This is a genomic window from Enterobacter sp. 342 (genome assembly GCF_036663495.1).
Taxonomy (GTDB): domain Bacteria; phylum Pseudomonadota; class Gammaproteobacteria; order Enterobacterales; family Enterobacteriaceae; genus Enterobacter.
This window is the reverse complement of sequence record NZ_JAWUEI010000021.1, coordinates 53,214-79,424: the sequence shown is the minus strand read 5'-3', so window position 1 is coordinate 79,424 and position 26,211 is coordinate 53,214. Positions and strand designations below refer to the sequence as shown.

The 26,211-nt window shown below is 46.3% G+C and carries 27 protein-coding genes, 1 pseudogene and 2 riboswitches; of the genes and pseudogenes, 14 read left to right on the top strand and 14 right to left on the bottom strand.

Features of this window, described 5'->3' with window-relative positions:
- Positions 1 to 236 precede the first annotated feature (236 nt).
- The 4 genes from V6E55_RS16875 to V6E55_RS16860 all read right to left on the bottom strand — a co-directional run bounded on the left by V6E55_RS16875 (position 237) and on the right by V6E55_RS16860 (position 2,875).
- On the bottom strand, positions 237 to 569 hold the full coding sequence (locus V6E55_RS16875) for a hypothetical protein (protein WP_316943447.1): 333 nt from the start codon (positions 567 to 569) through the stop codon (positions 237 to 239).
- A gap of 18 nt (positions 570 to 587) precedes the next feature.
- Positions 588 to 851 carry a hypothetical protein gene (locus V6E55_RS16870; RefSeq protein WP_316943446.1) on the bottom strand — a complete coding sequence of 88 codons (264 nt, stop codon included), beginning with the start codon at positions 849 to 851 and terminating at the stop codon, positions 588 to 590.
- A 474-nt stretch (positions 852 to 1,325) separates the two neighbouring features.
- Positions 1,326 to 1,712: a DUF2000 family protein gene (locus V6E55_RS16865; protein ID WP_316943445.1), complete on the bottom strand. Its 387-nt coding sequence runs from the start codon at positions 1,710 to 1,712 to the stop codon at positions 1,326 to 1,328.
- Between the two features lie 65 nt (positions 1,713 to 1,777).
- A complete protein-coding gene (locus V6E55_RS16860; RefSeq protein WP_316943444.1) occupies positions 1,778 to 2,875 on the bottom strand; it encodes a YadA C-terminal domain-containing protein in 1,098 nt (365 codons plus the stop codon).
- Positions 2,876 to 3,674: 799 nt separating this feature from the next.
- Positions 3,675 to 3,771, top strand: a riboswitch (TPP riboswitch).
- 67 nt (positions 3,772 to 3,838) lie between these two features.
- Here V6E55_RS16860 and V6E55_RS16855 point away from each other — a divergent pair.
- From V6E55_RS16855 to V6E55_RS16835, 5 genes are all read left to right on the top strand, one after another.
- The gene (locus tag V6E55_RS16855; protein ID WP_316943443.1) at positions 3,839 to 5,143 is read left to right on the top strand and encodes a tyrosine-type recombinase/integrase; all 1,305 of its coding nucleotides are present in this window, start codon (positions 3,839 to 3,841) and stop codon (positions 5,141 to 5,143) included.
- Positions 5,144 to 5,445: 302 nt separating this feature from the next.
- Positions 5,446 to 6,276, top strand: coding sequence for a hypothetical protein (locus V6E55_RS16850; protein ID WP_316943442.1), 831 nt, complete (start codon positions 5,446 to 5,448; stop codon positions 6,274 to 6,276).
- On the top strand, positions 6,273 to 6,998 hold the full coding sequence (locus V6E55_RS16845) for a hypothetical protein (RefSeq protein WP_316943441.1): 726 nt from the start codon (positions 6,273 to 6,275) through the stop codon (positions 6,996 to 6,998). The genes V6E55_RS16850 and V6E55_RS16845 overlap by 4 nt, the downstream gene beginning before the upstream one ends.
- Positions 6,999 to 7,357: 359 nt before the next feature.
- Positions 7,358 to 8,554 carry a hypothetical protein gene (locus V6E55_RS16840; RefSeq protein ID WP_316943439.1) on the top strand — a complete coding sequence of 399 codons (1,197 nt, stop codon included), beginning with the start codon at positions 7,358 to 7,360 and terminating at the stop codon, positions 8,552 to 8,554.
- Complete coding sequence (locus V6E55_RS16835; protein WP_316943438.1) at positions 8,541 to 8,888, top strand: hypothetical protein; 348 nt, start codon at positions 8,541 to 8,543, stop codon at positions 8,886 to 8,888. Before V6E55_RS16840 ends, V6E55_RS16835 begins: the two co-directional genes overlap by 14 nt.
- 319 nt (positions 8,889 to 9,207) lie before the next feature.
- Here V6E55_RS16835 and V6E55_RS16830 read toward each other — a convergent pair whose 3' ends face one another.
- Both V6E55_RS16830 and V6E55_RS16825 read right to left on the bottom strand, forming a co-directional pair.
- Positions 9,208 to 9,765, bottom strand: coding sequence for a recombinase family protein (locus V6E55_RS16830; RefSeq protein WP_316943436.1), 558 nt, complete (start codon positions 9,763 to 9,765; stop codon positions 9,208 to 9,210).
- Positions 9,766 to 10,048: 283 nt separating this feature from the next.
- Positions 10,049 to 10,399 carry a hypothetical protein gene (locus V6E55_RS16825; RefSeq protein ID WP_316943435.1) on the bottom strand — a complete coding sequence of 117 codons (351 nt, stop codon included), beginning with the start codon at positions 10,397 to 10,399 and terminating at the stop codon, positions 10,049 to 10,051.
- Positions 10,400 to 10,584: 185 nt separating this feature from the next.
- Between V6E55_RS16825 and V6E55_RS16820 the strand changes: the two genes are divergently transcribed.
- The 6 genes from V6E55_RS16820 (at position 10,585) to V6E55_RS16795 (ending at position 16,031) form a co-directional block, all read left to right on the top strand.
- Positions 10,585 to 10,791 (top strand): hypothetical protein, encoded by a 207-nt coding sequence (locus tag V6E55_RS16820; protein ID WP_316943434.1) that lies wholly within the window; start codon positions 10,585 to 10,587, stop codon positions 10,789 to 10,791.
- Between the two features lie 1,368 nt (positions 10,792 to 12,159).
- A complete protein-coding gene (locus tag V6E55_RS16815; protein ID WP_316943433.1) occupies positions 12,160 to 13,080 on the top strand; it encodes a hypothetical protein in 921 nt (306 codons plus the stop codon).
- Positions 13,081 to 13,322: 242 nt separating this feature from the next.
- The gene (locus V6E55_RS16810; protein ID WP_316943432.1) at positions 13,323 to 13,550 is read left to right on the top strand and encodes a hypothetical protein; all 228 of its coding nucleotides are present in this window, start codon (positions 13,323 to 13,325) and stop codon (positions 13,548 to 13,550) included.
- A riboswitch (TPP riboswitch) is annotated at positions 13,543 to 13,639 on the top strand. It overlaps the preceding gene by 8 nt.
- Before the next feature lie 35 nt (positions 13,640 to 13,674).
- Entirely contained in the window at positions 13,675 to 14,445 is a 771-nt protein-coding gene (gene thiM, locus V6E55_RS16805) for a hydroxyethylthiazole kinase (protein WP_316943430.1), read from the top strand.
- Entirely contained in the window at positions 14,442 to 15,242 is an 801-nt protein-coding gene (gene thiD / locus V6E55_RS16800) for a bifunctional hydroxymethylpyrimidine kinase/phosphomethylpyrimidine kinase (RefSeq protein WP_316943429.1), read from the top strand. The genes thiM and thiD overlap by 4 nt, the downstream gene beginning before the upstream one ends.
- Positions 15,243 to 15,284: 42 nt before the next feature.
- Positions 15,285 to 16,031, top strand: a complete 747-nt coding sequence (locus tag V6E55_RS16795) for a GntR family transcriptional regulator (RefSeq protein ID WP_114977747.1) — start codon at positions 15,285 to 15,287, stop codon at positions 16,029 to 16,031.
- Here the strand turns inward: V6E55_RS16795 and V6E55_RS16790 are convergent.
- The 3 genes from V6E55_RS16790 to V6E55_RS16780 are packed head-to-tail and all read right to left on the bottom strand — an operon-like array spanning position 16,005 to position 19,233.
- Positions 16,005 to 16,958: a PfkB family carbohydrate kinase gene (locus V6E55_RS16790; protein ID WP_316943428.1), complete on the bottom strand. Its 954-nt coding sequence runs from the start codon at positions 16,956 to 16,958 to the stop codon at positions 16,005 to 16,007. The genes V6E55_RS16795 and V6E55_RS16790 overlap by 27 nt on opposite strands.
- Positions 16,955 to 17,959: an ADP-ribosylglycohydrolase family protein gene (locus tag V6E55_RS16785; protein WP_316943427.1), complete on the bottom strand. Its 1,005-nt coding sequence runs from the start codon at positions 17,957 to 17,959 to the stop codon at positions 16,955 to 16,957. Before V6E55_RS16785 ends, V6E55_RS16790 begins: the two co-directional genes overlap by 4 nt.
- On the bottom strand, positions 17,956 to 19,233 hold the full coding sequence (locus V6E55_RS16780; protein ID WP_114977750.1) for a nucleoside permease: 1,278 nt from the start codon (positions 19,231 to 19,233) through the stop codon (positions 17,956 to 17,958). Before V6E55_RS16780 ends, V6E55_RS16785 begins: the two co-directional genes overlap by 4 nt.
- A 250-nt stretch (positions 19,234 to 19,483) precedes the next feature.
- Here V6E55_RS16780 and fbaB point away from each other — a divergent pair, with 250 nt between their 5' ends.
- Positions 19,484 to 20,536, top strand: a complete 1,053-nt coding sequence (fbaB, locus tag V6E55_RS16775) for a class I fructose-bisphosphate aldolase (protein WP_316943425.1) — start codon at positions 19,484 to 19,486, stop codon at positions 20,534 to 20,536.
- A 68-nt stretch (positions 20,537 to 20,604) separates the two neighbouring features.
- Here the strand turns inward: fbaB and yegS are convergent, their stop codons facing one another.
- The 3 genes and pseudogenes from yegS to V6E55_RS16760 form a co-directional block, all read right to left on the bottom strand.
- Positions 20,605 to 21,504 (bottom strand): lipid kinase YegS, encoded by a 900-nt coding sequence (gene yegS / locus V6E55_RS16770; RefSeq protein ID WP_316943424.1) that lies wholly within the window; start codon positions 21,502 to 21,504, stop codon positions 20,605 to 20,607.
- A gap of 176 nt (positions 21,505 to 21,680) precedes the next feature.
- A complete protein-coding gene (locus V6E55_RS16765; RefSeq protein WP_316943423.1) occupies positions 21,681 to 22,232 on the bottom strand; it encodes a hypothetical protein in 552 nt (183 codons plus the stop codon).
- A gap of 61 nt (positions 22,233 to 22,293) precedes the next feature.
- A pseudogene (locus tag V6E55_RS16760) lies at positions 22,294 to 22,485 on the bottom strand (hypothetical protein); the annotation flags it as partial.
- Positions 22,486 to 22,697: 212 nt separating this feature from the next.
- Between V6E55_RS16760 and V6E55_RS16755 the strand changes: the two are divergent.
- Together V6E55_RS16755 and V6E55_RS16750 are read left to right on the top strand one after the other, a co-directional pair.
- Complete coding sequence (locus tag V6E55_RS16755) at positions 22,698 to 23,372, top strand: hypothetical protein (RefSeq protein WP_316943422.1); 675 nt, start codon at positions 22,698 to 22,700, stop codon at positions 23,370 to 23,372.
- Positions 23,373 to 23,382: 10 nt separating this feature from the next.
- Entirely contained in the window at positions 23,383 to 23,811 is a 429-nt protein-coding gene (locus tag V6E55_RS16750) for a WapI family immunity protein (RefSeq protein ID WP_316943421.1), read from the top strand.
- Positions 23,812 to 24,345: 534 nt separating this feature from the next.
- On the opposite strand, the gene trhP is transcribed toward V6E55_RS16750, so the two are convergent.
- Both trhP and V6E55_RS16740 read right to left on the bottom strand, forming a co-directional pair.
- Positions 24,346 to 25,707, bottom strand: coding sequence for a prephenate-dependent tRNA uridine(34) hydroxylase TrhP (gene trhP, locus V6E55_RS16745; RefSeq protein ID WP_049008242.1), 1,362 nt, complete (start codon positions 25,705 to 25,707; stop codon positions 24,346 to 24,348).
- Positions 25,708 to 25,862: 155 nt separating this feature from the next.
- Positions 25,863 to 26,195: a YegP family protein gene (locus V6E55_RS16740; RefSeq protein WP_236921082.1), complete on the bottom strand. Its 333-nt coding sequence runs from the start codon at positions 26,193 to 26,195 to the stop codon at positions 25,863 to 25,865.
- Between the last annotated feature and the right edge of the window lie 16 nt (positions 26,196 to 26,211).

Below are 26,211 nucleotides of genomic sequence, written 5' to 3'. Positions count from 1 at the left end.
TTTCTCAGCGTAGTCTGATCCCACGACAGAAGATGAACTGAGTCCATAAATGACTCAGAGGTGTCTGTTAAACCTGTGGCGATTAATTTTAAACTCCTGAAATAAATGCAATTGAAAAAACGCCCATCTGTTAAGGGCGGCTTTAGCAATACACTAAAGACTGACAATCACGAATCTTACTTAAAGCTACCTTATCCATTAGACTTCTATGTATAGCCCTTTAAAAAAAGAGGATGTTATTTTTTGAGTTGTGAATTCACTACTGTATCATCTTCAACAAGTAACGTAAGGGTATAACCTTGTTTATGCCACTTACCATTATTAGGCTTCCATCCAGTAGAGAGAAGGAATTCAGCCGCATCTGAAATAGGCATATTCATTACATGATCTGCTTCAGTTGCAGGGGTAGAGGCTTTTGGTTTATGCACTTTTGAAGAACTACATTTTCCGGCGGCTTCATCAACTTGTGTACATCCTGACTTTGATAATTCTTGTCTATGTTGTTCACTGATAGCTGAAGCGTTAAAAGCAGCAACAGAAAGCAAAACAACTAATAAAACTTTTTTCATGATAAACACCTATAATTATTAATCGTCGTGGTGATGTTTCTTGCTGTTCTTAGCCCATACGCCAGTTCCTGCTGCTGCATCACGAGCGTTAGCATATGCGGCGTTATAAGAAGCATTGTTAATAGCTTCTTTGTGCTGAGATTCTGCAAGATAACAAGTATCTTTACTAATACCCTGCGCTTCACATTCAGTTGCTTTTATATTGAAATTACCCTCTTTAATTCTCCGCTTAACTACATCCCTGGTTTTATTGAAATCTTCTTTATTGTTAGATGCTTTCATTATCCCTAATGCAGCACACACCGAAGAAGGGGAGGAATCACTGTAAGTAGTGGCTTTTGGTACACTACAAGAAGTACATCCAGTTATAGCACTAACAATAACCAATAAAAATATATTTTCATTATTGTGTATTCCTATCTTGTTTGGGCAAAGATAAAAACTAATAAGTACCTCATGAAATACAGTTAAAATTATTCCACATTAAACCAATCCAAATACCTACTATAACCAAAATCAGATACAACACAGTAGAAAGAAAAACATACTTTGCCATAATTGCTATCATCAGTATAATCAGACTGAGCCAGTTAGCTAAAATTCATGGGGGTGAGTTTGTAGTGTCAACGATGGTTAACTGGCTTTATTTTAAAATACTCCCATCATTTTAGCTGTAATGGCAGCTACAACGAAGTAAGCCAATCATCCAAAAATATCAGATTTTACAAAATAAGAATTTTTCATTTTTCACCATCATTAACGATAAAGAGAAAATTTTCTAGCTATTTTATCTACTTCTTCGGATTCACCATAAATAGAACACGCTATTACTTCAAGATCATCAAAAGAAGTGCTTTTAGTTTCTGCTACTTGCTCTTCTGGCGTCTCTCTCCACATTGTAGAAGCAAAGAATGAGTATTCTAACTTTGCTTCATCTGCTTTAATTAAAGCGTTTTTAACCTGATTCTTATTCTTTTCTGAAAGAATGATGATAGGATGATAAGAAAGAGTGCATGTAATGCCGTTGCTCGTTTCATATTCATCATAATCAGTGATGTTAATACCAGCGATACAATGAGCAATAGCGTTAGCTATCCTACCTGTTTCAACATTTCGGTCTACAATCACAACAATCTTTTTCATATCCAAAACCCATCTAAATAAACTTCTAATCAAAGCCTCTCATTAGAAGGGCTAGAATTAAAGGCTTACCATCCGTAAGATACGCCAGCACCCACAGTAGCACCGCCATAAGAACCAGCGCCAACAGAGGCTTTAGTTACTACGTGCTCTGTTACACGAGCAGAAAAGCCTACAGCTATAGCGCCTTGTGAGTCATACTCACCTACTCCAGCCCCGATAGCGAAAATCTGAGAGTCTGTAACCTGCGGAATGTTAGACATAGCGGCAACAGATGCTACACCAACAGCAGCGCGTTTACGGTTGTTATCTACGTCATTTTTCAGATTCTGGAAGTTGTTATTACTTTCATTTTCTAACGCTGTAATACGTTCTTCATGATTAGTAAGTTGTGAGCTATGGCTCTGAATAGTGGTTTCTTGTGCTTGTTGGCGTGACTGAACATTATCAACAGCAACAGTATTAGCAGCTACTTGTTTGCTATTTCTATCAACTTTAGTTTGTGTAGCCGTGTCTACCTGGATTTGTGTAACGGTGGTTGTTACTCCGTCTTTACCGTTAGTACCGTCCAGTCCATTAGAACCAGAATCACCTTTAATGCCATCTCTACCATTTTTACCACTCTCTCCGTTCTTGATTTGAGATTGAAGATACTTAATCATTGCCTGATCTTTAGCATGTTGCTGTTGTTCAGGTGTTGCATTGCTATCCAGATGTTGTGTCTGGTCTGGTTTAGTTGCAGGAGTGATCACAGCAGCCTGATTATGCACACCATCTATATGCGGAGTAACAACTTCCTCGTGATGCTCATTAGTTGGGGGACGTGAATCATTTGAAACAGATGGCGCTGTAGCAGGAGTGAGAGAAGTCATTGGTACAGGTGGAGTGATACCACCAATCTGGCTCACATAAATTACTTTACGTTGCTCCTGATCATAATAACTATTATTTAATAACGTGTTGTTAGCATCAGCAAGTGAACCACTATTCATAACATTGTCACGAATCCACGGAGCATATTTAACAATGTCTGGATGTGAATTAAAGTAAGAGTTGGCAGCAGCAAGATCAGCACCAGTTAAAGCAGCTTTAGCAGTATTCGTTGACCCAGCAAACACAACGCCAAGTACAAAAACAGCGATAGTAGATTTATTTAAAGGTTTCATCAGAAAGCTCTCATCAATAATGCAAATTTGAATAAAAGTAAGATCGCTATCCTGGCGGGAAGATACAACACCTTGTTATATCTAGATAATTTCATACGAGCTATAGTGATTTCGTTTTAATCACTTATTTCGTAACGTGTAGTAACTATCATGTAATACATAAACCATAATATTGATCTGGATCACTAAAAGCACTGAAAGCTAAAATGTCCAGCTATGATGTATTTTAAATAAATCTAATAAATACAGGTGGATATAAAAAATCATGCAATAATCAACTCATGCCAAGTTACCATCAATACATTAAATATATTTATGTTTTCTGTCCGTAAAACATACAAATCAAGCACTTTAATTAAAGTTAATTTATGTATTTGTGTATGCTCCATCCTTACGAATCAAAAAAGACTTTTGAATGAAAGGTGTTTTGACTTGGAGAAAAATATTTTTAATCGAGAATAAAACAGGCTTTTGATTGCTATAAATCAGTGATTGAATTGTTGTAAAGAATGATGTTTTTATTTCTCTTAATTAGAAAATTAGATTGATAGGATTACAAAAAAGATTTTAAAGGCAGGTGCACCAACGAGTGACTGAGTGTGAAGCGATAGTAACGATAGAGGGAAGGGTGTCAGGGAACGGTTATGCGAGATACTAACAATAAGACTTTTATTGATATCATGTGAAAGACAAATTGGGGGACAAGGTGAGGTACAGCGTGAAGAAAGGATAACCGTAAGTGCAAGCTTGCATCGCCTGGCTACATCCCCTAAGCTGGCAATTAATAACAAAATGTAATCTTCATGACTCGGGGTGCCCTTCTTAAATGAAGGCTGAGAAATACCCGTATTACCTGATCTGGATAATGCCAGCGTAGGGGGCCGAAATTCGGCCTACTTATCATGAGATTGACTCTCTTTTTGTCGGTGCGTAATGCACTTGAGGTACAAAAAGGGTGTATTCATGGGGTATAAAACTCTTCCATACACGTTTCAGCGAAACGGCAACTACTACCTGCAAATCCGGCTTTCCAATGGCAGGATGTATAAGAAATCCCTCCTCACTGACAGCTATCGTGAAGCATCTGCTTTGATGATTGGTGTTACTCCGCATATTCCCTTTGTTAAATCATTAGCTACGCCGATCCTCTTGTTCGAATCATTTTTGTCTAATTTGATTGCGCCAGAACGCAGGACAGCAAGAAACCCACTCTTACTCCAACAGCCGATAATTGCAGCCGCAGAAATCATGGAGCCAACTGCACAAGCAGAGCCGAGAAACGTGCTAACCCTTTCTGATGCGTGGGCGATGTACAAAGACGAAAAGGGACATAACTGGACGAAATCGATCTCAATGGCAAATGAGCGCTACATGGAAGTGTTGCTAACTGTCTTGGGAGGGGAAACTGATGTGGCGGTGATCACCAAGCAGGACATTAAGCAGGTGATGGAAGTGGTTGAAAATCTTCCTAAGCGCGTTGTTCAGCCCTATCGCTCAATGACCATCCAGCAACTGATTGAGTGCGATGATGTTCCACCGGATCAACTGGTAGGCATTGAGGCTATTCATAAGCATCTCAAGCTGTATAAATCACTCTTCAAAACCTTCCTCACAGAAAGCAAAGACATTTTACCTAAGCCGCCAACTAATGGCGTCGTGGCTGCACCATCGAAAGCGAGATTTGGTGCATACAGCACAGCGGAGATGAAAAAGTTTGTAGGGTGGGCGCTTAAGCAGCCCGACAATTGGCAAAAATGGATCACGTTGCTATTGGCATACACGGGAGCGAGAAGAGGCGAGATAGGAAAGCTGGAGAAGTCACAGATCAAATTTGACGAAGATAGCCAGCGTTACTATTTCCTGATTGCTGAAGGAGGCCAGGGGAAAACTGAGAACGCTACGAGGCAGGTAGTCATCCATCCTAAGTTAATCGAATGGGGTTTCATGGATTACGTTGATCGCCAGTGGAAAGAGCGGATTTTTTCAGAAGTGGCAGGTACGAACATGACAAAGATCGGTAAAGTGTTTGCGGATCTACGTGATCAGCTTGGTATCCCTTATCTTGATGATTATGGACAACGGCGATTATTGCATTCCATTCGTCACTCAGTCTGTTCTGCGGCAATGGCTGGTTGGGTATCGAACATTCTACATCTGCAACAGACGGTTGGACATGAGAAAAGCGGTGGGATTACTAAGCGTTATTTGCATACCTTCCCGCTATCCTCAGTATGTTATGTGATAGATGGTCTTTGCTGGGAATCCTAACTAAGGAGCATCGTACAGATGCCATGCATTCTGAACTTTAGCTGATGTACTCATGCTGGAACTTATTGGTTTCTGTGCTCTAATATTCACATAGTCAAAGAATTGGGGCATGACAATCAACGGGGAGCAGGTCAAGCAGAATCAACTATTGGGAGCGTTTTGATGTTGAGCTTCCATCTATGTAATGAAAGTTCGGCAGATCGACCATCTTACATTGTGATACAAACACTGGAATTTGCCTAATCCCAAGGTTATGATTCAAATAATGATTTTTTGTCCGCTTTCGTACCTTTGGAGCTGTTATGTCTGCCTCAGATGTAGATTTTGAGTTAAAGATTGACTCAGGAAAAACTTTAGTTGATATGGAATATGGCCTTGAAACTATGTCTGGGTTTTCAGGGGCTATCGCGATAACGGCAGATTGCATCTTGTCTAACGAAGTGCCATCTCAAATGAACTACTCTGCTAATGTCAGAGCAAAACTCATGAGTGCTTGCCTTGGTTCATATATACAAGATTTCAAACTTGTTGTATCTGATCCAGTAAAATCTGCCAAATTAGCGCAAATAGGAAACTCTGTATTGTCTGAGTTAATCACATATTTTATATGTGAAACTATGTATGTTGAGCCTCCAGTTTTAACTAAAAAAGCTGAGAGAGTGCTATCTAAACTTGAAAAAATAGAAAGCAAAATAATTGACAGAATACATGAGCGAGTTAAAGATATGCATAAGGTATCACGCTCAAGCAAATATCCTGTTATTTTAAAAAGAAAAACTGAGTTAAGAACTTTCAAGCTATTGGAAATAAATGAAACAACGTCAAGTAATCTTTTTAATTTAACAACAGATCCGCAGTCTGAAGACATTAATGCCATTATCACCAGATTTAATTCCTTCACGGGAAATGGAAGATTACTTGCTGATGGTTTTACTACAACAACACCGTTCAGTTTTTCTGGGCCTTACAGTAAAGTAAAGTCATCGATTAAAAGAATGATGTCAGAGAATCTTCATAATAATAACGCAATCGAAGATGAAGATATTGTTAGATTAAGAATTACTGCAAAAGCAAGAAGAAACACATCTGGTGATGTAGTTAAATACCTAATTGATACTGTGGTAAAACCATGAGTAAGGCTTTATGCATCGCGGTTTTTTTGTTAGCTCTTGTAGCTTTACTTGGAGTGTTTTTTTCCTATTACTATTGGTTTAAGGTAGAGCTTGACTTTCATATTTCAAAAAGCCCAGAGGTCTGGGGCCAGTTCGGTGATTTTGCTGGTGGACTAATAAACCCAATACTCAGTTTTATCACAGTCATAATACTAATAATAACTTCATTATATCAACAAAAACAGTATGAGCGATTAGAAAAACGGGAGAAAAATAAAATATTTGATGATCGGTTCTATGGTATGATTTCTTACCAAAGAGATTTTGCTAATGACTTTAAATGTAAACTTCCAAACGGTATTGATGCAAACGTAAAAGAGTTAACCATTTGTGTCGAAGATATCTTTTTTGACACAGATGATCATTCATATATTAATGATGATAACTTTAAAGAATCTATTTTTCCTCTTATTCGTGGTTTTTACATTTTGGTTAAAATGATCAATGAACATCATGAGGAAGAAATAGAAAGCAAGGATGCGGATAAATATTACGAATGGCTTGTTAACTTGACTGACTATAGTTTAATGAGGCTTGTTCTCTTTTGTGTTTTTTATTATGATGGAATATTATCCTTTAACTACATAAATTCCAATTCAACTTTTATTTCCAAGCTGTCAATGATTGGGTGGAACGATTATATTGCTGAAGTTAAAAAACGGAAATTGCAAATCGGCAATTGACGGTCAAAAAGCAACTGAGCGGGGAACTGACCGGTAAGTCAGGTTTGTATCTCATTTTATCAGGAACCAGAGACAGTAATTTGCGAGTTGTTGCTCAAAACACACCCCTAATAATCAATTTGAATTGGGATAATTAATAATATCTGGTTTCCCTACTGCCCCTAAACTGCTTGATGAATATCAGCAAAAAATAACGATTTTAGTGTCGCTTTAGGGGGCTGGAACGAACTGAGCAGAAAGACCGAGTTGTGCTGTAAGTTGAGCTGGGGGCAGATCTGTTCCTCTTTGTTTTAAATGACTTTTCATATTGATATGAAAAGTTTAAAATGCAATCACTATCGCTGCACTTGGGGAAAAATATGGATCATATTTATGAATTAGGAAAACGGGTTGAACGATTATTATATACAAGTGTTATCGTAATTGTTGTGAGCCTGTTAATCTTCTCTCTTTCCAATTCAATTGTGATATCATCTGCAACTGAGAAATACAAAATATATCAAGAGCTAAGAGATGCTATCTTTAAAGAAAAAGACAATATAGCACGAGCAAAAGAAATCCTCTCGAAATATAATAAATATAAAAGCGATGAGGATGAAAGGAAAAATGCATACGAAAAAACAAAAGCAATGTTTAATAACAAAGAAGAAGAAGAAAAACAGAATAAAATAAGAGGAAAATTAGGCTTGCCAGTCAGTACGCCACTTGTAGATAAGAAATACACACCATTACATTACTACACTTACGATAGCGATCTTAACGAAATAAATACAATTACTGGTAAAACCAGCATAAACAAATATGTCAGTCTTGATGCGGCAAATGGTGCTGACATTGCAATGCTGCGTTCTTTGATAGGAAATGTTGCAATAAAGAATTTCGATGTTTACAAAGAACTTAACTCCATTATAGACACAAAGGATAGTACGTCCAAAATAATTGAGATTTTAGATAAAAATATTGAAGTATTTCGAGGAGATAAATTAAAAATTTTTGATGTGGAAACCCCGCTAAATGTACCATTTTCTATTGGTGACATGAAATCGAGCATATCACTATATAATATTGAGCAATGGTCTATGGTTGTCATGCCAGTTTTCCTTGCCATTTGGTTTGGTTCAATATTAATAACTCGTAGATTTGAAACTCATCTAATTCTTGAAAAAAGAGGAGTTATGAACTCCTACCCCCATGTTTTGAATATATTCAGTATTCTCGATGAAAAGCACCAATCACAGAAGGTACAGAAGCTGATAGGTGCATCACTGTTAGGTGATGAAAAATCAATAAAGGAAATTAAATCTTATGGTTATATTGCATTTTCTTTAAGAATATTGATTTTGATTGGTATGTTCATACTTATGGGGATGCCTGCTTATTATGGGTTTTATATTGTTATATTGAATGATTCAGGCGGGGATAATATTTTACGTTTCACATGGGTGACCCTTGGTGCAGTTATTAATATGATACAATTAGTTGGAGTTGTTGATATTGAATCCAGGATTATGAGTAAGACGTTTATTCTAAATGGTGGTGAAAATGAGATTATTTAACTTTGCGCTCTTATCCATTTTTATTGCTACCTTTTCTGTTGGCGCCAAGAATATTACTGTTTATGGTGGGATTTATGATTGCAAATCATGGGTAGAGCTGTCTAATAAAGGAAAAAACGAAAAAGATCAATTAGTTAAAAATACAATCAATGGGATTCAATTGCATTGGCTCGCTGGTTATATGACAGCATTTAACCAAGTGACAGGTGAGGATAATTTTCCAATAATATCAGTATCAACAGCTAAGGATTTTATAAACGATTATTGCGAAAAAAATATTTCGAAAGAAGTTGTTGACGGGTTATTGGTAATGAGAGCTAAACTGAAGAAATAGTCACATATGAACACCTTAAACCAGAGGGGGCCTCAGTCAATGCTCCCCAAATAAAGAAGGAGATAAGTCCATTTTTTGGCGACTCTGTTGTATGCTGGCAAGCGGCCCAAATATCAATCATGTATTGCTGATGGGCTACTGTCTCGTTTGGGTTATACGCGAATGAGATAAACTGTAGTAGTTAACTACTTTGTACCTATGTAGCATCCTTAGTCGCTGCTACTGTGAATAAGTTACCTTATTGCTTGAACTGCTAAGCTATAACTTTCCCTGCTCTGTACTTAAGTAGCCAGGATCCTCAAATATCAGTGAGGTAGATTCAGAGGGTCTTTAGTCGATAGAAGGTGGCTTTGCTGATACCTAACCTTTGTTGCACTACTGCTGGTGATAGACCCTGCGCTAACAGCTCTTGTACTTGTTCAACAGTTGCTTTGATAGGTCTGCCGCAATGCTTTCCTTCAGTCTGAGCACGCTTGATACCTGCTGTTCTGCGTTCTGCTATCAGGTCTTTCTCAAGGCTGGCGAGTCCTGCCATCATGGTAAGCATCGCTCTGCCAACGGGCGTTGACAGGTCGAATCCTTCACGCAAGCTGACAACTTTCACGCCTTTCGTCTGCAACTTTTCCACGGTGGAAAGAACATCAATCGTGTTACGTCCCAAGCGGTCTATAGCAATCACGATCAGCGTATCGCCTTCTCGTACATAACTGAGTAGTTCACCAAACCCTGGACGCTCTCCTGCCTTGATTGCACCACTCACCGCTTCATCACTAAACCAGCGAGTAACGCTATAACCAGCATCGGCTATCTGCTTCTTCTGGTTTTCAACGTTTTGGTCGCTGGTGGAAACTCGCACATATCCGATCACCGTTGTCATGATGTCCTCTAAGTCTCAAAAGATAGTATCAAAACAATAGCAGTCCCAAAATTAAAGATCAATCTTTTGAGACAAGGCGAAGCCGCATTCTGTCGTTGCGTCGGTGTGGTCTTATAAGGAGATGGTTATGAGACTGGATAATCGAGATTTAAAATTCTGATTTAGAAGGGGGTGTCTTGTGCAGGGCGTAAAATTTCAATGGGCCGTTGGCCCGTGTAGTCGTTGAGATTAGATGGTCGCATCTTAAATAAACGGAGTAGGGCGTGATTGCTCACGCCTTCGTTTACATCTCAGAACACAGGCTCAGCGTGTAAAGTGCCGTTTGACCATCGTTGTTAGTTGGGCGCATAACGAAAACAGGTTCACTACCATTGTCAATGTAAGTGACAGCTATTCCACCATCTGGGGTGGCGTACATCTTCGCAATACTTTTCTCTCCAATGAAACCCAGCCGCCAGGTTTTACCACCCATGCTCACTTTCATGCTTTTGTCCTGCACATCAAGGCGAGTTTCGACAGAAGATTTTTGGCTACCAGAATCGATCTGCCCTTCCTGGATCGCCTTACAGGTGAATGTGGTTGCACTTGAGGCGAAGGGGAGAACGATCAGTGACGCGAGAATCAATCTTTTCATGGTCTTCCTTTTCTTGTTTGATTTGGTGGCAAGGCGCTGTTAGCGCATTACCTTATCTTACCACTTTAATTAATTAAATCGATCTTATAGATCAGTAAAATCGATCGATGTGGGTGATACAATGCTATTGTACAAATACTGAGCACTGTGACATTCGGCGATAACAGTCAACTGGAGTGAGGCTTATGAAGAAATCAATATTGGTGATATCGGGACTACTGATTTCACAGTTGGTGATGGCAGGACAAATCACAATGACAGAACCGCAGCAGGAAACAACGGAGAATGGCAAGACGCTTTGCACCTATGAGAACAGCCAGTATGTTTTTACCTACGTCACTAAAGGGCAGTGCCCCTATGCAAAGACTTTCGACACTCAGGATTCAGAGTAGAGGCTGCATAAAATAGGAAGTGTTGTTTAAATTCATGAAAAGACAGGTGTGCTTAGCACAAGCCTCCAACGGATTGATTGTTAATTCTTCTGATAACGGCACAGTGCAAGGCTTTACGCAAAGAGAGTGATAGTTACTATCTTGATGACTATGGCAATTTTCCCCCTGTAACAACGGCATTCATTACCTGCTAATTACCAGCGGATTACGCGCCAGTTTGATGGGAATTAACTCAGGGTTATTGCATGGGGTAGTGTAAAGTGAGCAGGGTGACAGTCTACCGTTGGGTGAAGGGCTGATAGGTAATCGACGCGAAGCGCCGGAACCATACTGTTATGCGCTGGCCTTGGTGCCAGGCTCACGCCGCGCATGAAAGATAGCCATTACAGGAGAGATCATTTTTGACAAGTTACCTTCATCAAATGTGCTTCTCCTGTATAAATGCTTGTTATGCTCGCTATGCTCCCAAACACAAACCCATTAAACCCAACTAACTTAAGGTTAGTTAATTGGTTTTCTCTCTCTTGGGCTACTACCGCCCAAACTTTGCTTAATGCCATACAGCGACTACGCCGCCATTAACAACACTCCACAATGATCCAATGGCATTCCTGCTTAATGTCATCCACCGATCTTGATTAGCCACCAACCAAACAACCACCCTAAATCCGTTAGGCTGTCTGTTTATCTGGTGCAAGGTAGCTATGACATTACCATACGTGCAAACATCCCAATCCAATCATCACTGATTGTCTCGTGCTGATGCACTTCAGTGCAGAGAGAGAATCTCTCTACTATTATAGCGGATTTAGTAGGTGCCTGTATTTAAAGGGAAAAATAGGGTGGAAATCGCCATTTTTCACTTTTTATCTCAAGAAATGGCGAGATGGTGTTCGTGAATGGGAGGCATGGCTGTCTTCTCTGGTGGCAAGTTCTACCACAAATTTTGATTGACAGCAACCATCTATTTCTGATATAAAGAGCACTAATCGCAAAGCAAAAATGCAACGCATTGAAAATGATTAAAAATACTTCATGAAATCACCGTTTGGGTATTGACAAACGTTAGTGAACTATGGTATTCTTAATACTAAGAAGGGGAGAAAACCTTCTGAACTTTTCAGCCCTGGGCGGGGTAACTGCCCGGGGCTTTTTGCATCCAAAATCCGAAGGAGGCCATTATTGAAGTATTACAGCAGTGACCAGATTTTTAATGACCTGGTGAGCGGCGAAGTGAAACGCCACGTTATTTACGCATCTATGCAAGCAGCAAAATCGAGAGGGTATACAGACCGAATGGAAATGTTTCAATCTGCAATTATCCGTTATGACCAACACCGAAGGGAGAACACCAACTAAGGAGGAACATTGATTCAAGCATACGAAGACTGTTATTTTTACAGAGATACCCCGCACCACGATCACCGCCCGCTTTCAACATTTTCCAGACCATCCCAGCAACTCACCGTTATTGATAATGTTCTGTACGTTGTCGAAGTGGAAAGTGGTGAAATTCTTCACTACGACTCGACAGAGTATTTGCTTGATGGTGGCATTGTTCAGGATCTGCATTTGAGTTACTCGACAGCAGACACCGCCAAATCAAAACAGGCTCACCGTGAATACGCTAATAAGCTGGGCGACCTTCCAGGGAATGCAGCCTATAACGGGATCAAGGAATACGCAGACGTATTAACCAAGCCAGATTTCACGAAAGTATTTGCATTGTGTAACGAAGTTGACAGGAGAAACTTAGCATTTATTAAACGTGCGGATCTGTGCGCAATACTTAACACCACGCCGGATCACCTCAATCGTGTTTTATCTGGTCTTGAGCGTAAACACTACATCAAGGTTGATAAAGCTGAACACCATAAAGGCATATTAAAGGTGTGGGTTAATCCTTCGTTTATCTGGAAAGGTGATTTAGCAAACCGCTACTTAGCTGGATACATGCAGGGCTTTCCCATCCTGGAGCGTAAACGCCCCGTAAAACGCTCTGACGTGCTCGACAAGCTCACGGTGGGTGCAATGGCTGCTTATGATACCTGGCATATTGAACACGGTCACAAGGCTAATCAGCCCTACTCTAATGAATGGTATGCAGAGATCACGCTCTACGATAACGCCTACGGTGAAGGGGTGAGACTTGCCAACGAACACCAGGTGCTGAAGAAGATTCTTAACCCAGCAGTGTCTGAAACTGATTTTATGCGTGAGCTCTTCACTCCGGCTCAGTATCAAACACACTTGAACTCATTAGCAAGACTATCAAGGAGAACATATTGATAGAATATTTGGTAAAACTTGGCATTGACCGTATTCCAATTTATGACGTTGGAAGGGGGAAAGAAACGCTCTTGGCAGCACTCGAACATCCAGCGCAAGGGCTAACTCAGACAGCGACTACGGAAGCAATGGCGGTGTTTCTGAGGACAGTCACAACCTACTGGAACCAGTACACTCGCGTATGATTGCCGCACTTTACTGGTATCTTATGTTCCTATTTATCTGGGATGTAATCCGCACCTTTGAACGACGTAGAAAAACAGAACGCAAAACTGAATCTCGGAATCCATGAGGCCATGTTTTATATCACAAAGGAGCTTAGCGGCTCCTTTTTTCGTTTCTGGGGTGGGGTACAAACTGAGGTACAAGATGGGGTACAGCGTGAAGAAGCGATAACCGGAAGTGCACGCTTGCGTCAGCAGGCAACTTACCCTAATCTGGCAAAAAGTATAGAGATTCAATCTTCATGACTCGGGGTGCCCCATCAATGATGGGCTGAGAAATACCCGTATTACCTGATCTGGATAATGCCAGCGTAGGGAAGTCAGATGCCTTCCCGGTCATCGCTTCTTCACGCAAGGCAGGAGCGAACCCATGCAGCCTGACCTGCTCGATTTACACGTTTTACATCAGTTCCGAACCCGTTCCCCGCTTACACATTGTATGACTAACGACGTTGTACAGACCTTTACTGCCAACGCTCTGCTGGCGCTTGGTGCCTCTCCAGCGATGGTGATTGAGGCCGAAGAAGCTGAGCAGTTTGCCGCGATCGCCGATGCATTGCTGATTAACGTTGGCACATTAACCTTGCCGCGAGCACAGGCGATGCGTCGGGCGATTGAGAGTGCGGTAGCCGCAGGTAAACCCTGGACGCTGGACCCGGTTGCCGTGGGCGCTCTGACGTTTCGCACCCGCTTTTGTCATCAAATCCTTGCCCTGAAACCCGCCGCCATTCGCGGTAATGCTTCGGAAATCCTCGCTCTTGCCGGGATGAGCGCCGGTGGGCGCGGCGTCGATACGACTGACTCCACAGCCAGCGCGTTACCTGCTGCACAGGCGCTGGCTCGCCAGACCAATGCCATTGTGGTAGTCACCGGTGAGGTGGATTACATCACTGATGGACAACGAACCCGAACGGTAATCGGCGGTGACCCGTTGATGACGCGCGTAGTGGGCACAGGGTGCGCACTCTCTGCCGTCGTGGCGGCGAGTTGCTCACTGCCGGGGGACAGGCTGGATAACGTCTCCGCCGCATGCGGATTTATGAAGCGAGCCGGAACGGCAGCCATTGCGCAGTCTCGTGGCCCAGGCAGTTTTGCCAGCGCGTTCCTGGATGCGCTCTACACCCTGGAGGAACTGGCATGAAACGTATTAACGCTCTGACCATTGCCGGCACCGATCCCAGCGGTGGTGCGGGTATCCAGGCCGACCTGAAGACCTTCTCCGCCCTTGGCGCGTACGGCTGCTCGGTCATTACCGCACTGGTGGCGCAAAACACGCGCGGTGTGCAGTCGGTTTACCGTATTGAACCGGATTTTGTTGCCGCGCAGCTGGATTCCGTATTCAGCGATGTGCGAATTGATACCACCAAGATCGGTATGCTGGCAGAGACAGATATTGTTGAAGCGGTGGCTGAACGGCTTAAACGTTATCAGGTACAAAACGTGGTGCTGGATACCGTGATGCTGGCAAAAAGTGGCGACCCATTGCTCTCCGCCTCCGCTGTTGAAACACTGCGCAAAAAGCTGCTGCCGCAGGTGGCGCTCATCACGCCCAATTTGCCGGAGGCTGCTGCACTGTTGGGGGCAACACACGCGCAAAATGAACGGGAAATGAAAGAGCAGGGGAATGCGCTGCTGGCGATGGGCTGCGGGGCCGTGCTGATGAAAGGTGGTCATCTTGACGATGCCGAAAGCCCGGACTGGCTCTTCACCCGGGACGGTGAGCGGCGTTTCACGGCACCACGCGTACACACTAAAAACACCCATGGTACTGGTTGTACGCTCTCTGCTGCACTGGCGGCATTACGTCCACGGCATGATAACTGGGCCGATACGGTGAGCGAAGCGAAAACCTGGCTCTCAGCTGCGCTGGCTAAAGCCGATACTCTGGAAGTGGGTCACGGTATTGGGCCGGTACACCATTTTCATGCCTGGTGGTAAGCCGTATACTGGCAGGAAACACCACGCCTGAGAAAAACAGAGATGGAACAAGCGCATACCCGGTTAATCGATCAACTGAATGAACGGATCGCCGCGCCCGACAATACACCGCTGTATCTGAAATTTGCCGAAACGGTAAAAAATGCGGTGCGCAGCGGGGTGCTGGAGCACGGCAATATCCTGCCCGGCGAGCGTGACCTGAGCCAGTTAACCGGTGTGTCGCGCATTACTGTGCGCAAAGCGATGCAGGCGCTGGAATCCGAAGGGGTGGTGACGCGTGCCCGGGGCTACGGGACGCAAATTAACAACATCTTTGAATATTCGCTCAAAGAAGCGCGCGGTTTCTCTCAGCAGGTGGTGCTACGCGGTAAAAAACCCAACACGCTGTGGGTGAATAAACGCGTGGTGAAGTGTCCGGAAGAGGTAGCCAGCCAGTTGTCGGTGGAACCGGATAGCGAGGTCTTTCTGCTTAAGCGTATTCGCTATGTTGACGATGATGCGGTGTCGATTGAAGAGTCGTGGGTTCCTGTCGGGTTGATTCACGATCCGGACGCCATTGGCATCTCGCTGTATGACTATTTTCGCAGCCAGAACATCTTCCCGCAGCGTACCCGTTCACGGGTTAGCGCCCGTATGCCGGACAGCGAATTTCAGGCACATATAAAGATGGATGACAAAATTCCGGTGCTGGTGATCAAGCAGGTTGCACTTGATCAGCAGCACCGGCCGATTGAGTACAGCATCAGCTACTGTCGCAGCGACCTATATGTCTTTGTGTGCGAGGAGTAATTCCTCGCGAGTGGGGGCACAATCACCGCCACGGTGGCTGACTACCCAGGCGGCTACCGCATTACCCAGCAGAACAGAATCTGCAAGACTCCACCCTGCAGCCAGCCCGGCAAGCGTTCCGCCTGCATGACTGTCGCCTGCGCCGATTGTGTCGACCACGGTGGCGGGAAACGCCGGAACAGAACCTGAGGCGTCATCGTCATACCAGGCCGCGCCGTCTTTGTCGTGGCGAATGATTAGCGCCGAGCCAAAACGCTGTTGCCACTGTGTTCCTAAGCGTGCAGGTGCAATATCAAATCGTTCAGCAGCAATCTGCGCCTCCTGGCGATTAAGCGAGACGATCGGTTTACAGGCCATAATTCGCGCCATTAGTGCGTCAGGAATATCGGGGATGCGGGGGCCAAAATCAATAAAGGCGGTGATCGCCTGTAACCCTTCCAGCCAGGCCGTCAGGAGCTCGCCGCACGGCGATGCCAGTTGATAGCCGGAGAGATAAACCAGGCTTGCTGGCGGCACGTGAAGTGCATCCAGCCAGTGCTGTTGCCACTGATTCTCCACACCGCTAAAAGACATAAAAGTGCGTTCGCCATCCGGTTCTACCAGTGCCAGACACCAGCCGTTATCGCCGGTTTCGGCGTCCATGGCGCTGTGCAGATCCTGTTTTGCCATGGCGTTACGGATAATATCCGCCCACACGCCATGGCCGACGGGAAGTGCATTTTGCGACGCGATGCCGAGCCGTTTAAGGGCTATGGCAATGTTCAGCGCACAGCCGCCGATATTGACACCCTGCTGTTTAAGCTCGATATCGCACCCGCGCCAGGGCAGGGCGTAGGCATCGGCGATAACGTCAATGACCGCTGCACCCAGCACCGTTACCGGTCGTGTCGCGTGCAATGTTTTAAGGTGTTGGGCAAACGAATTCATACGCCCTCCCTTTGCTCCCGGAAGTGCAGCAGTTTCTCGCAATAGCGACCAAAATCGAGCTGGTTTACAGCGTCGAGTTCCGCTTTCAGTTGCGGGTCAATAGCCTGCACGCCGTGCAGTGCGCCGCAGATGGCCGTCGCCATTGCGCCAATGGTGTCCGTATCACCGCCCAGGTTGGCACATAAGATGGCGCAGCGGTTCGGGTCGGTTCCCGCCAGTTCAACCATCGCAATGGCCGCCGGAACGGACTCAATGGTGCTGGTTCCTGCGCCAATGAGCTGATAAATCTGCTCGCTGGCGGAGTCGATACCATTGGCTTCACGTACGGTTTTAAGCGCCAGTTCAATACGCGCCGCGAGCGACGCGCTGAAGGTGGTGGTTTTCGCCTCTTGCGCATAACGAGCGATACCCGGCAGGGCATCGACGATGTTCTGCCAGCGTTCACCGTCGATGGCGCGCGAAACCGCCCAGGCAATCACCACCGCGCCGGCAATCGCGAGATCCGATTTATGGGTCGGGCTGGAAGCCAGCGCCACCTGTTCAACAAAATGCTCAAGGCGCGTGGCGGGTAACAGACAACCCAACGGGGAGGCACGCATAGCTGCCCCATTGGTAACACCATTGTTTTCCAGTTCGCTCACGGGCTTCCCGTCGCGGATGGCGTTAAGCGCTATTTTTGATGTCGGGCCGAGCACGTTTTTATTAAACGCGTCGAAATCGAGCGCCCAGTGCAGAATATGTTTGCCGATAACGTCTGCGTTAATCTCCCCATCACATTCGATAATCGCATCCGCCAGACATAGCGCCATGGAGGTGTCATCGGTGAACTCGGCCTGCTTAAAATAACAGGCCGCATTATTCTCCGCCGGACCAGGTAAGAAGCGGTCTATCCAGCCAAAGTGCGCTTTGACGCGCTTTCTCGGCCACAGCTCCGACGGCATGCCCATTGCATCCCCTAACGCCTGCCCATAAAGGGCACCGAGAACACGTTCTTGTTTCATTTTACTTCCCCTTGTGTCAGCGCGGCATCGCCATCAACCACCTCAATTGCGGTGATCTCTTTATCCGATTCGCGGAAAAACAGCATAAACAGCACGGCGATCACGGCAATCATGATCCCTCCGAATGCCCACATTCCGGCCCAGTTGAAGGTCAGCCCATTCACCGGCTCTTTGTATGCGAACATTTTTTCCATCATAACGCCGCCAAGGCGGTAACCCAGCAGGCTACCAAACCCCTGACAGCACAGCGTAATCAGGCCTTGCGCGGCGGTGCGCATATGCACCGGCGCTTTTTTATCCACGTAGATATACGCGGTTACGTAGTAGAAGTCGTAGCTCACGCCGTGCAGCAGAATGCCGAGGAACAGCAGGGCATAGGTGAAGTACTGTTCCGCGCCGCCGTAAACGAAGAAACCATAGCGGATAGCGGCGGTGATCAGGCCCAGCAGTAAGACCTTCTTAATACCAAAGCGTTTGGTGAAGAACGGCAGCGCCAGCATAAAGAAGATTTCGGAGAACTGACCGAGCGTCATCCAGCCGGTGGCGTTTTTCATCCCCACTTCGGTGAGATAGCCGTTAGCGAAGATGTAATAGAAGGCCAGCGGCATGGCGAACAAGAACGAGCAGAAGAAGAACACCAGGAAGTTTTTGTCGCGCAGCAGGATCAGCGCATCCAGCCCCAGCATCACTTTGAAATCCAGCTTGCCGGTACTTTTCGGCGGTGTGTTCGGCAGAAACAGAGCGAATACGCCGAGCAGGGCGGAACTGGCTGCGGTCATCAACAGCGGAATATTGGTATCGGAAATATCGCTAAAGCCCAGCATCTGCGGCAAGAACCCGCATGCCAGACCGGAGGCAATCCAGCCAATCGTCCCCATCACGCGGATACGCGGGAAATCGGCCTCGACGTCGTCCACGTTGGCAAAGGCAATACTGTTAGTCAACGCGATAGTGGGCATATAGGTCAGAGAGTAAACCAGCAGCAGCGGGAAGAAGGTGCTGAACTGGGTTTGCTGTGCGGCGAAGTACATCAGAATAGCACCGGCAAACATCAGCACTGCCAGTACTTTCTGCGCGGCGAAGAAACGGTCTGTCAGCGAGCCGACAAGAATCGGTGAGAGGATGGCCGCGATGGCGGTACAGGCATAAGACCAGCCAATTTCTCCAGCGGTAAAACCGCTTTTGCTCAGCCACAGCCACAGCGGCACAAACCACGCGCCCCAGATAAACCATTCAATAAACATCATGAATGACAGTTGGACTTTCGTTTTCATTTTTTAATCCTGCATGTCAGAGAGGGTACTCCTTTAACATACCATTCAATGATACCTTTTAAATACCTTTGTGGCGATTGTTTGATCAGTGTAACAGTTTTGTTGTACGCGAAACGAGCCAGCAGATTGCGCTGAAAAAAAATGCAAAAGGTGGAAAATCTGTTAAGTCGGTACCAGGCTTAGTCTGCCCGCAAATATGTGGGAATGGATTACATTCACCGACATGACGTCGGACTTACGGGAGTATCACATGACTGATATTGCGCAGTTGCTTGGCAAAGACGCCGACAGCCTTTTACAGCATCGTTGTATGACCATTCCAGCCGACCAGCTTTATCTGCCTGGTCACGACTATGTTGACCGCGTAATGGTTGATAACAACCGTCCGCCTGCGGTCCTGAGAAATATGCAGACGCTCTACAACACCGGCAGACTCGGCGGCACCGGGTATCTCTCTATCCTGCCGGTAGATCAGGGGGTTGAACATTCAGCCGGTGCATCTTTTGCGGCGAATCCGCTCTATTTCGACCCTAAGAACATTGTTGAGCTGGCGATTGAAGCGGGCTGTAACTGTGTGGCGTCGACCTACGGCGTGCTGGCCTCCGTTTCGCGTCGCTATGCCCACCGAATTCCGTTCCTCGTGAAGCTGAACCATAACGAAACCCTCAGCTACCCGACAGAATATGACCAGACCCTCTACGCCAGCGTTGAGCAGGCGTTCAATATGGGCGCGGTAGCCGTCGGGGCGACCATTTACTTCGGTTCCGAGCAGTCTCGCCGTCAGATTGAAGAAATCTCCGCGGCCTTTGAACGCGCGCATGAGCTTGGGTTGGTGACAGTGCTGTGGGCGTACCTGCGTAACCCGGCGTTCAAAAAAGACGGAGTGGATTACCACGTATCCGCAGACCTGACCGGCCAGGCGAATCATCTGGCGGCGACTATTGGCGCAGATATCGTGAAGCAGAAAATGGCCGAGAATAACGGCGGATACAAAGCGGTAAACTTTGGTTACACCGATGACCGTGTCTACAGCAAGCTGACCAGCGATAACCCTATCGACCTGGTGCGCTACCAACTGGCGAACTGCTATATGGGACGCGCGGGGCTTATCAACTCCGGTGGTGCAGCCGGTGGTGAAACAGACCTGTCGGATGCCGTGCGTACGGCGGTGATCAATAAACGCGCTGGCGGTATGGGGCTGATCCTGGGCCGTAAAGCGTTTAAGAAATCAATGGCCGATGGGGTGAAACTGATCAATGCCGTTCAGGATGTGTATCTGGACAGCAAAGTAACGATTGCCTGACGCCTCCATCTCCCTCTCCCGGTGGGAGAGGGTTGGGGAGAGGGCATCATCATGCACTGTGTAAAACATCAGCGCAGAAGCGCACAATCCGGCGGTAATCTGCATTGTAGCGCGCCGGGCAAAACTTCTATGCGGAAATGCTTCCCGCTCAATGGCTCTCCGTCCAGATTAAACGTCATCCCGTGCGGAGCATTCACTTCAAACCATGCTGACTTACCGTCAATAATATTCGGGCTCTCTTCCGGCCGGGTCAATGTGGTAAACAGTGCGGGGAGCAGTCCATCACCTGTGAAAATACGCAGCTGCAATTGACCGTCATTAATCAGCGCTTCCGGGCAAAGCTGCTGCCCACCGCCTGCCTGACGACCATTACCGATACCAATCACCAGCGCGTCACCTTGCCACTGAAAATCTTCACCGCGAATTTCACAGCGGTCTGGCTTCAGGGTGTCCATCCGCATCAGTCCATGGATCAGGTATGAAACACCGCCCAGCGCCGCCTTCAGTTTTTCGGGCGTTTCGCTGGTAATGCGCGTTCCGAATCCACCGGTCGCCATATTGATAAAACAGGTTTTGTCATTCACCTGGGCAATATCCACGGCGATGGCTTTACCGAGGATCGCTAACTGGAGTGCTTTCTCTAAATCTGCCGGGATCCCAACGCTGGTGGCAAAATCATTAGCGGTGCCGAGCGGTAAAATGCCCATCACCGGGCGGTTGGTCTGGCTTAAATCAATCAGGGCAGACGCGATCTCATTGATGGTGCCATCACCGCCGCCGGAAATAATGGTTTTGACACCCAGGCCGAGCGCTTCATTGATATAACGTGCCGCGTCGCCTTTTTCCCATGTCACTCGCACGTGGATATGCGCACCGTCTTTACGCAAACCCTGAATTGCCTGACGCAACAGATCGTTGCCTGCACTTTTGCCATTGAGAATCAATAAACTGTCTGGATAGGTTGCCATCCGCGCTGCTCCCTTTTTTAGCGTTAGTAAGAGTGTATAGCAGGGAGGAAAAAAGCGCGTAAGAACAGGATGAAAGGAAAAAAATAAGCCTGCGTAAAAAGGGGCTCCTTTACAACGAAAGATGTCCCCCGTGTTGTTGACTCTTTGTACGGCTTTCGCTCAATAGACTCTTACCGTCAACCTTTGAGGCCTGCCATTTGCTTTGCCTCAATTTTCAACTGCTTACGCCAAACCCGATTATGTAGCGTTAGAGCGATTGAACGGTAAAAGACCGATGTATTCATCCACGCGATATTCAGGCAGAAAAATACCAGCCCTAAAAAAGAAGTTATTTGTGGGGTGTAATTCTCAACAGAGCCGAATAAAAGCGAATTCCACGTCCAGATAAAATAAACGATGTTCATCAAGCCAGTCAGTGTGATAACGGAAATATGCAGTTTATATCCTGTCAAGGAACCCCGGGCAGCCAGGAACATTGTGCTCATCACTATCATGCAATACGCTACTGCTGCCAGGAATACGCCCATCATTACCTTAAATTCAGGTAAGCCGAGCAGACGAAATAGCCACATCCAGACAGAAACTTGTAGCATAGCGTAGCAAAAAATAGTGAGTAAGGTACTTATTGCTAATGGAATGCCTGTCATATGTACACCCACAGGAACACCGAACTGACCTTTTAAGCGATCTTTCAATGATTCAAGCCGTTGGCGATCGTCAGTCGCCATTTCACCTGTTATTACAGTACTTAATGCAAGGCTCTTCTTGATGTAATTTATCATGTCCGGGTCAATAACTTCCTGTAAATGAAAAAGACTGAATCAAGCCAAAAACGTATTTACCAGATTGTGTAATATTCTGCGGATTCCTGATTGTACCCGAGACAGCACTTCCAACAAATGCCGAGGAGTTTGAAATGGCATTCAACAGTTCACGCTGTAAGAGCAACTGCAACGCTTCCGATGGGTAACGTTTAGGGTACCTGCTCCTGCGGCGGGTACGACAGTGAGAAATGTAGCCCCGCAAGAAATCGTCGTAGAACCGATTTCAGTTGCTAATGAAGGTGACTGAATCTCTGTTACCCGGCGAGGCGTTAGATGCTGAGGCGATTAAATCAAAGCCAGGAAAAGTAGATTGAGGCAAAAACGTCCATTATGATGACCTCAAGGTTAGCCCAAAAGGAAATCATGACAATGAGTGTTGGATTAATTACAGACGAGCCTGGACGCGTTTATACCTTCCATTCAACATTGCCAACTGGTGAGTATTTCGAATTTCGTCCCCGCAACCCTCCACTGAACTCAAAACCCATCGTTGATGACGAAAGCGGGATGTGTATTGGTTATTCCGTCGCTCAGGCTCCAGGTCTGTGGCAGATTTATGATACTGACGGTATGTTTATCAGGCTGGAGGAAGCACCGTTAGAAGCTCCCCTGATTGACCCAACAGACCTGGCTTTAATTGCCTTTGGTGCATTTCGCCTTTTTCGGGCTGGTAAAGCGTTACTTGAGAGTGGTGCCAAAACGGTTGTAACCGTTAAACTCAGTCAGGCCACCATCAGTATTTTGCGTGGCCGCCTCAAAATGGGCTTGTCAGCTCGCACGCTCAGGATGAGTGAGTCATCGGCAAAACATATGCTAACTCCCGGTCGCTATGTGCCTTTACAGATTCAGGAAAAAGCCATTCGTTACGGTACCAGAACGCCAGACCCACTGAAAAAGCCAGGTTTTTTCCGGTACGAAGCACGTATGTATAAGCTTGTGGAAGACAGGCAAAATAAAGGCACTTATATTTACAAGTCATACCGTCTTGAGGTTTTGGTCAGGGAAGCTGACTGGACTATCATGCATTTTCAGTATATGCCGTGAAGGGGGAATCATGATAAATATCACAAGCGGTAACAGACACCTTAAATTGACGCCTTATGAAAGGCTTACTGAGCCCGAGGAGCCTGCCTATAGCCGTATTATGGTTTGGGTTGAATTCTCAATCCCTGCCTTAAAAACTGAGTTTGCTGCAGAGTTTTTTGTCGGTCAGTTAGAGCAATTCAGGAATGATACACATGGTTTCCATCAGGCGTTAAAGACAGGGGGGAAATTTAAGGATATTAATTTAACCTCGGCATTCGAGCAGGTTGTACTTAAGTTCCATCAGGCACATTTTTCCGGGGCTGTTGGCGTTAGCATGGTACTGAAGCCTGAAAACCATGCTGACAGCATTACGCTTGAGGATTCCTTCGATATTGATGAAAGTTATTTTCCCGACCTGCTCTCAGGTCTGGACGACATCATTTCGTGGCAGAACTGATGCTTGAACTAAGTCACAAGACTGGCATTCAGAATGTCAGTTTTTTGTGCCATTTATCCGGGATTTTCTCGTTCTTAATCGGTCCACCCATCAGTAGCATGAGTTTGAATTCGTTTTCTATTCCCGCGTTTGCCAGCCAGCACCGGCGCGGTTGCTGATGCACCTGTATTAAAAGCGACCCCTTAAGTGCTACCGACGGAAAAAGCAGACTAACTGGGGGATGCTGAAACAGCAACAAATTGATAACGATGTTCAATCATAAGGGTTAGCAAAAAGCCCCGATGTTGGGCTTTTTAAATATGGATGTGGTTAATGTGTGGGCGCAGATACAAATAAAACCTTTTATTTCAGGTTGTTAGTTCAAAAAAATAAGCCCGCGTAAGGGAGATTACGCAGGCTAAGGAGGTGGTTCCTGGTACAGCTAGCATTTATGGGTTATGTTTTTCAGCGCTGAGGATAATACCCGTATTGAACGAAGCGGTATGTGATCCGATTCTAAGAATTATCCCAGCGTGAAAAAATTCCCCTGATTAACTATTTGCTGTGTGGGTTTCGAGTGCTTTCGCCATCGAAATTACGCATCAGCAGGGCGAACTTCAGCTCCACCTCTTCCGGAACCGGCAGCCAGACGGTATGACCGTCACCCGGTGCAACTTCAATCGCTTCACCTTTGCCGTTTTCCAGGTGTTCCAGCGTAAAGTTCATGTTGCCCTGCGGGGTCATCAGCTCCAGGCTGTCGCCTTTGGTGAACTTGTTTTTTACCGCCACGGCAGCCAGTGCGCCTTTGCGCTCGCCGGTGAAGTCGCCGACAAACTGCTGGCGCTCGGATACGGAGTAGCCGTGCTCGTAGTTCTGGTAGTCATCGTGGGTATGACGACGCAGGAAGCCTTCGGTATACCCGCGATGCGCCAGGCCTTCCAGGGTTTCCAGCAGGCTGGTATCGAACGGTTTACCGGCGGCGGCATCGTCGATGGCCTTGCGGTAGACCTGGGCGGTACGCGCGCAGTAGTAATAGGATTTGGTGCGACCCTCAATTTTCAGAGAGTGCACGCCCATCTGGGTCAGACGCTCAACGTGGGCGATGGCGCGCAGATCTTTCGAGTTCATGATGTAGGTGCCGTGCTCGTCTTCAAAAGCGGTCATGTACTCGCCCGGACGTTTGGCTTCTTCAATCATAAACACGCTGTCGGTTGGCGCACCGATGCCCAGCGTCGGCTCAACGTTGGTTACCGGGATCGGCTCATGCTTGTGAACGATGTTGCCGATGTCATCTTCTTTGCCTTCCTGGACGTTATACTCCCAGCGGCAGGCGTTGGTGCAGGTACCCTGGTTCGGGTCACGCTTGTTGATATAGCCTGAGAGCAGGCAGCGGCCGGAGTAGGCCATGCACAGCGCGCCGTGAACAAAGATTTCGATTTCCATATCCGGCACCTGGGTGCGGATCTCTTCGATCTCTTCCAGAGAAAGTTCTCGCGACAGAATGACGCGGGTCAGTCCCATCTGCTTCCAGAACTTCACTGTCGCCCAGTTGACGGCGTTAGCCTGTACGGAGAGGTGAATGTCCATCTCCGGGAAGTTCTCCCGAACCAGCATGATTAAACCCGGGTCCGACATAATCAGCGCGTCCGGTCCCATATCCACCACTGGCTTCAGGTCACGGATGAACGTTTTCAGCTTGGCGTTGTGCGGTGCGATGTTCACCACCACGTAGAATTTTTTACCCAGGGCATGCGCTTCGTTGATGCCAAGCTGGAGGTTCTCGTGGTTGAATTCGTTGTTGCGCACGCGCAGCGAGTAGCGCGGTTGGCCCGCGTAAACAGCATCGGCACCATAGGCGAAAGCGTAACGCATATTTTGCAGCGTTCCCGCCGGGGAAAGGAGTTCCGGTTTAAACATGTTTGTTCTCGTTCTGATGACAGGTCAGATCCGCGTGCACCTGGTGCAGCGGTAAGGGGAGATCCCCCACTTTAAGGGCGGGCATTGTAGCGCTGCGGGACGGGGAGGTAAAGCGCCGGGGCGTTACGCCACTAACCCGGCGAGTTTAAACTGTGTCAGGTGTTGTCTTTTACGGTCTGGCTCGGACCATTAGTTTTCACTGATGCAATGCCCTTATCCCGCGATTGCTCAGATGCGTACATCTGGCTGCTGCCAATCACCTGATGATTGCCTGCTTTGAGGTTGAAATAAAATTTGCCGTTAGAGGCTGTTTTCTTCTCATAACGTTCCTCCAACGGGCTGTTTGAGCGCACGGAGGCAATACCGTTTTCAGCGGCACTTTTGGTGGTGTACAGCTCACTGGTAAGAATGGTTTCTGCGTTCCCTGCTTTAAGAACGAACCTGAACTGACCATCACTGCTCTTGCTTAATTCGAACCAACCAGACATAAGAACTCCTTGATCG

What these genes read in the sequence shown, in the direction of transcription:
- V6E55_RS16875 (WP_316943447.1), bottom strand. Translation starts at nt 569, where the DNA reads ATGAAAAAAGTTTTATTAGTTGTTTTGCTTTCTGTTGCTGCTTTTAAC.
- V6E55_RS16870 (WP_316943446.1), bottom strand. Translation starts at nt 851, where the DNA reads ATGAAAGCATCTAACAATAAAGAAGATTTCAATAAAACCAGGGATGTA.
- V6E55_RS16865 (WP_316943445.1), bottom strand. Translation starts at nt 1,712, where the DNA reads ATGAAAAAGATTGTTGTGATTGTAGACCGAAATGTTGAAACAGGTAGG.
- V6E55_RS16860 (WP_316943444.1), bottom strand. Translation starts at nt 2,875, where the DNA reads ATGAAACCTTTAAATAAATCTACTATCGCTGTTTTTGTACTTGGCGTT.
- V6E55_RS16855 (WP_316943443.1), top strand. Translation starts at nt 3,839, where the DNA reads ATGGGGTATAAAACTCTTCCATACACGTTTCAGCGAAACGGCAACTAC.
- V6E55_RS16850 (WP_316943442.1), top strand. Translation starts at nt 5,446, where the DNA reads ATGTCTGCCTCAGATGTAGATTTTGAGTTAAAGATTGACTCAGGAAAA.
- V6E55_RS16845 (WP_316943441.1), top strand. Translation starts at nt 6,273, where the DNA reads ATGAGTAAGGCTTTATGCATCGCGGTTTTTTTGTTAGCTCTTGTAGCT.
- V6E55_RS16840 (WP_316943439.1), top strand. Translation starts at nt 7,358, where the DNA reads ATGGATCATATTTATGAATTAGGAAAACGGGTTGAACGATTATTATAT.
- V6E55_RS16835 (WP_316943438.1), top strand. Translation starts at nt 8,541, where the DNA reads ATGAGATTATTTAACTTTGCGCTCTTATCCATTTTTATTGCTACCTTT.
- V6E55_RS16830 (WP_316943436.1), bottom strand. Translation starts at nt 9,765, where the DNA reads ATGACAACGGTGATCGGATATGTGCGAGTTTCCACCAGCGACCAAAAC.
- V6E55_RS16825 (WP_316943435.1), bottom strand. Translation starts at nt 10,399, where the DNA reads ATGAAAAGATTGATTCTCGCGTCACTGATCGTTCTCCCCTTCGCCTCA.
- V6E55_RS16820 (WP_316943434.1), top strand. Translation starts at nt 10,585, where the DNA reads ATGAAGAAATCAATATTGGTGATATCGGGACTACTGATTTCACAGTTG.
- thiM (WP_316943430.1), top strand. Translation starts at nt 13,675, where the DNA reads ATGCAGCCTGACCTGCTCGATTTACACGTTTTACATCAGTTCCGAACC.
- thiD (WP_316943429.1), top strand. Translation starts at nt 14,442, where the DNA reads ATGAAACGTATTAACGCTCTGACCATTGCCGGCACCGATCCCAGCGGT.
- V6E55_RS16795 (WP_114977747.1), top strand. Translation starts at nt 15,285, where the DNA reads ATGGAACAAGCGCATACCCGGTTAATCGATCAACTGAATGAACGGATC.
- V6E55_RS16790 (WP_316943428.1), bottom strand. Translation starts at nt 16,958, where the DNA reads ATGAATTCGTTTGCCCAACACCTTAAAACATTGCACGCGACACGACCG.
- V6E55_RS16785 (WP_316943427.1), bottom strand. Translation starts at nt 17,959, where the DNA reads ATGAAACAAGAACGTGTTCTCGGTGCCCTTTATGGGCAGGCGTTAGGG.
- V6E55_RS16780 (WP_114977750.1), bottom strand. Translation starts at nt 19,233, where the DNA reads ATGAAAACGAAAGTCCAACTGTCATTCATGATGTTTATTGAATGGTTT.
- fbaB (WP_316943425.1), top strand. Translation starts at nt 19,484, where the DNA reads ATGACTGATATTGCGCAGTTGCTTGGCAAAGACGCCGACAGCCTTTTA.
- yegS (WP_316943424.1), bottom strand. Translation starts at nt 21,504, where the DNA reads ATGGCAACCTATCCAGACAGTTTATTGATTCTCAATGGCAAAAGTGCA.
- V6E55_RS16765 (WP_316943423.1), bottom strand. Translation starts at nt 22,232, where the DNA reads ATGGCGACTGACGATCGCCAACGGCTTGAATCATTGAAAGATCGCTTA.
- V6E55_RS16755 (WP_316943422.1), top strand. Translation starts at nt 22,698, where the DNA reads ATGAGTGTTGGATTAATTACAGACGAGCCTGGACGCGTTTATACCTTC.
- V6E55_RS16750 (WP_316943421.1), top strand. Translation starts at nt 23,383, where the DNA reads ATGATAAATATCACAAGCGGTAACAGACACCTTAAATTGACGCCTTAT.
- trhP (WP_049008242.1), bottom strand. Translation starts at nt 25,707, where the DNA reads ATGTTTAAACCGGAACTCCTTTCCCCGGCGGGAACGCTGCAAAATATG.
- V6E55_RS16740 (WP_236921082.1), bottom strand. Translation starts at nt 26,195, where the DNA reads ATGTCTGGTTGGTTCGAATTAAGCAAGAGCAGTGATGGTCAGTTCAGG.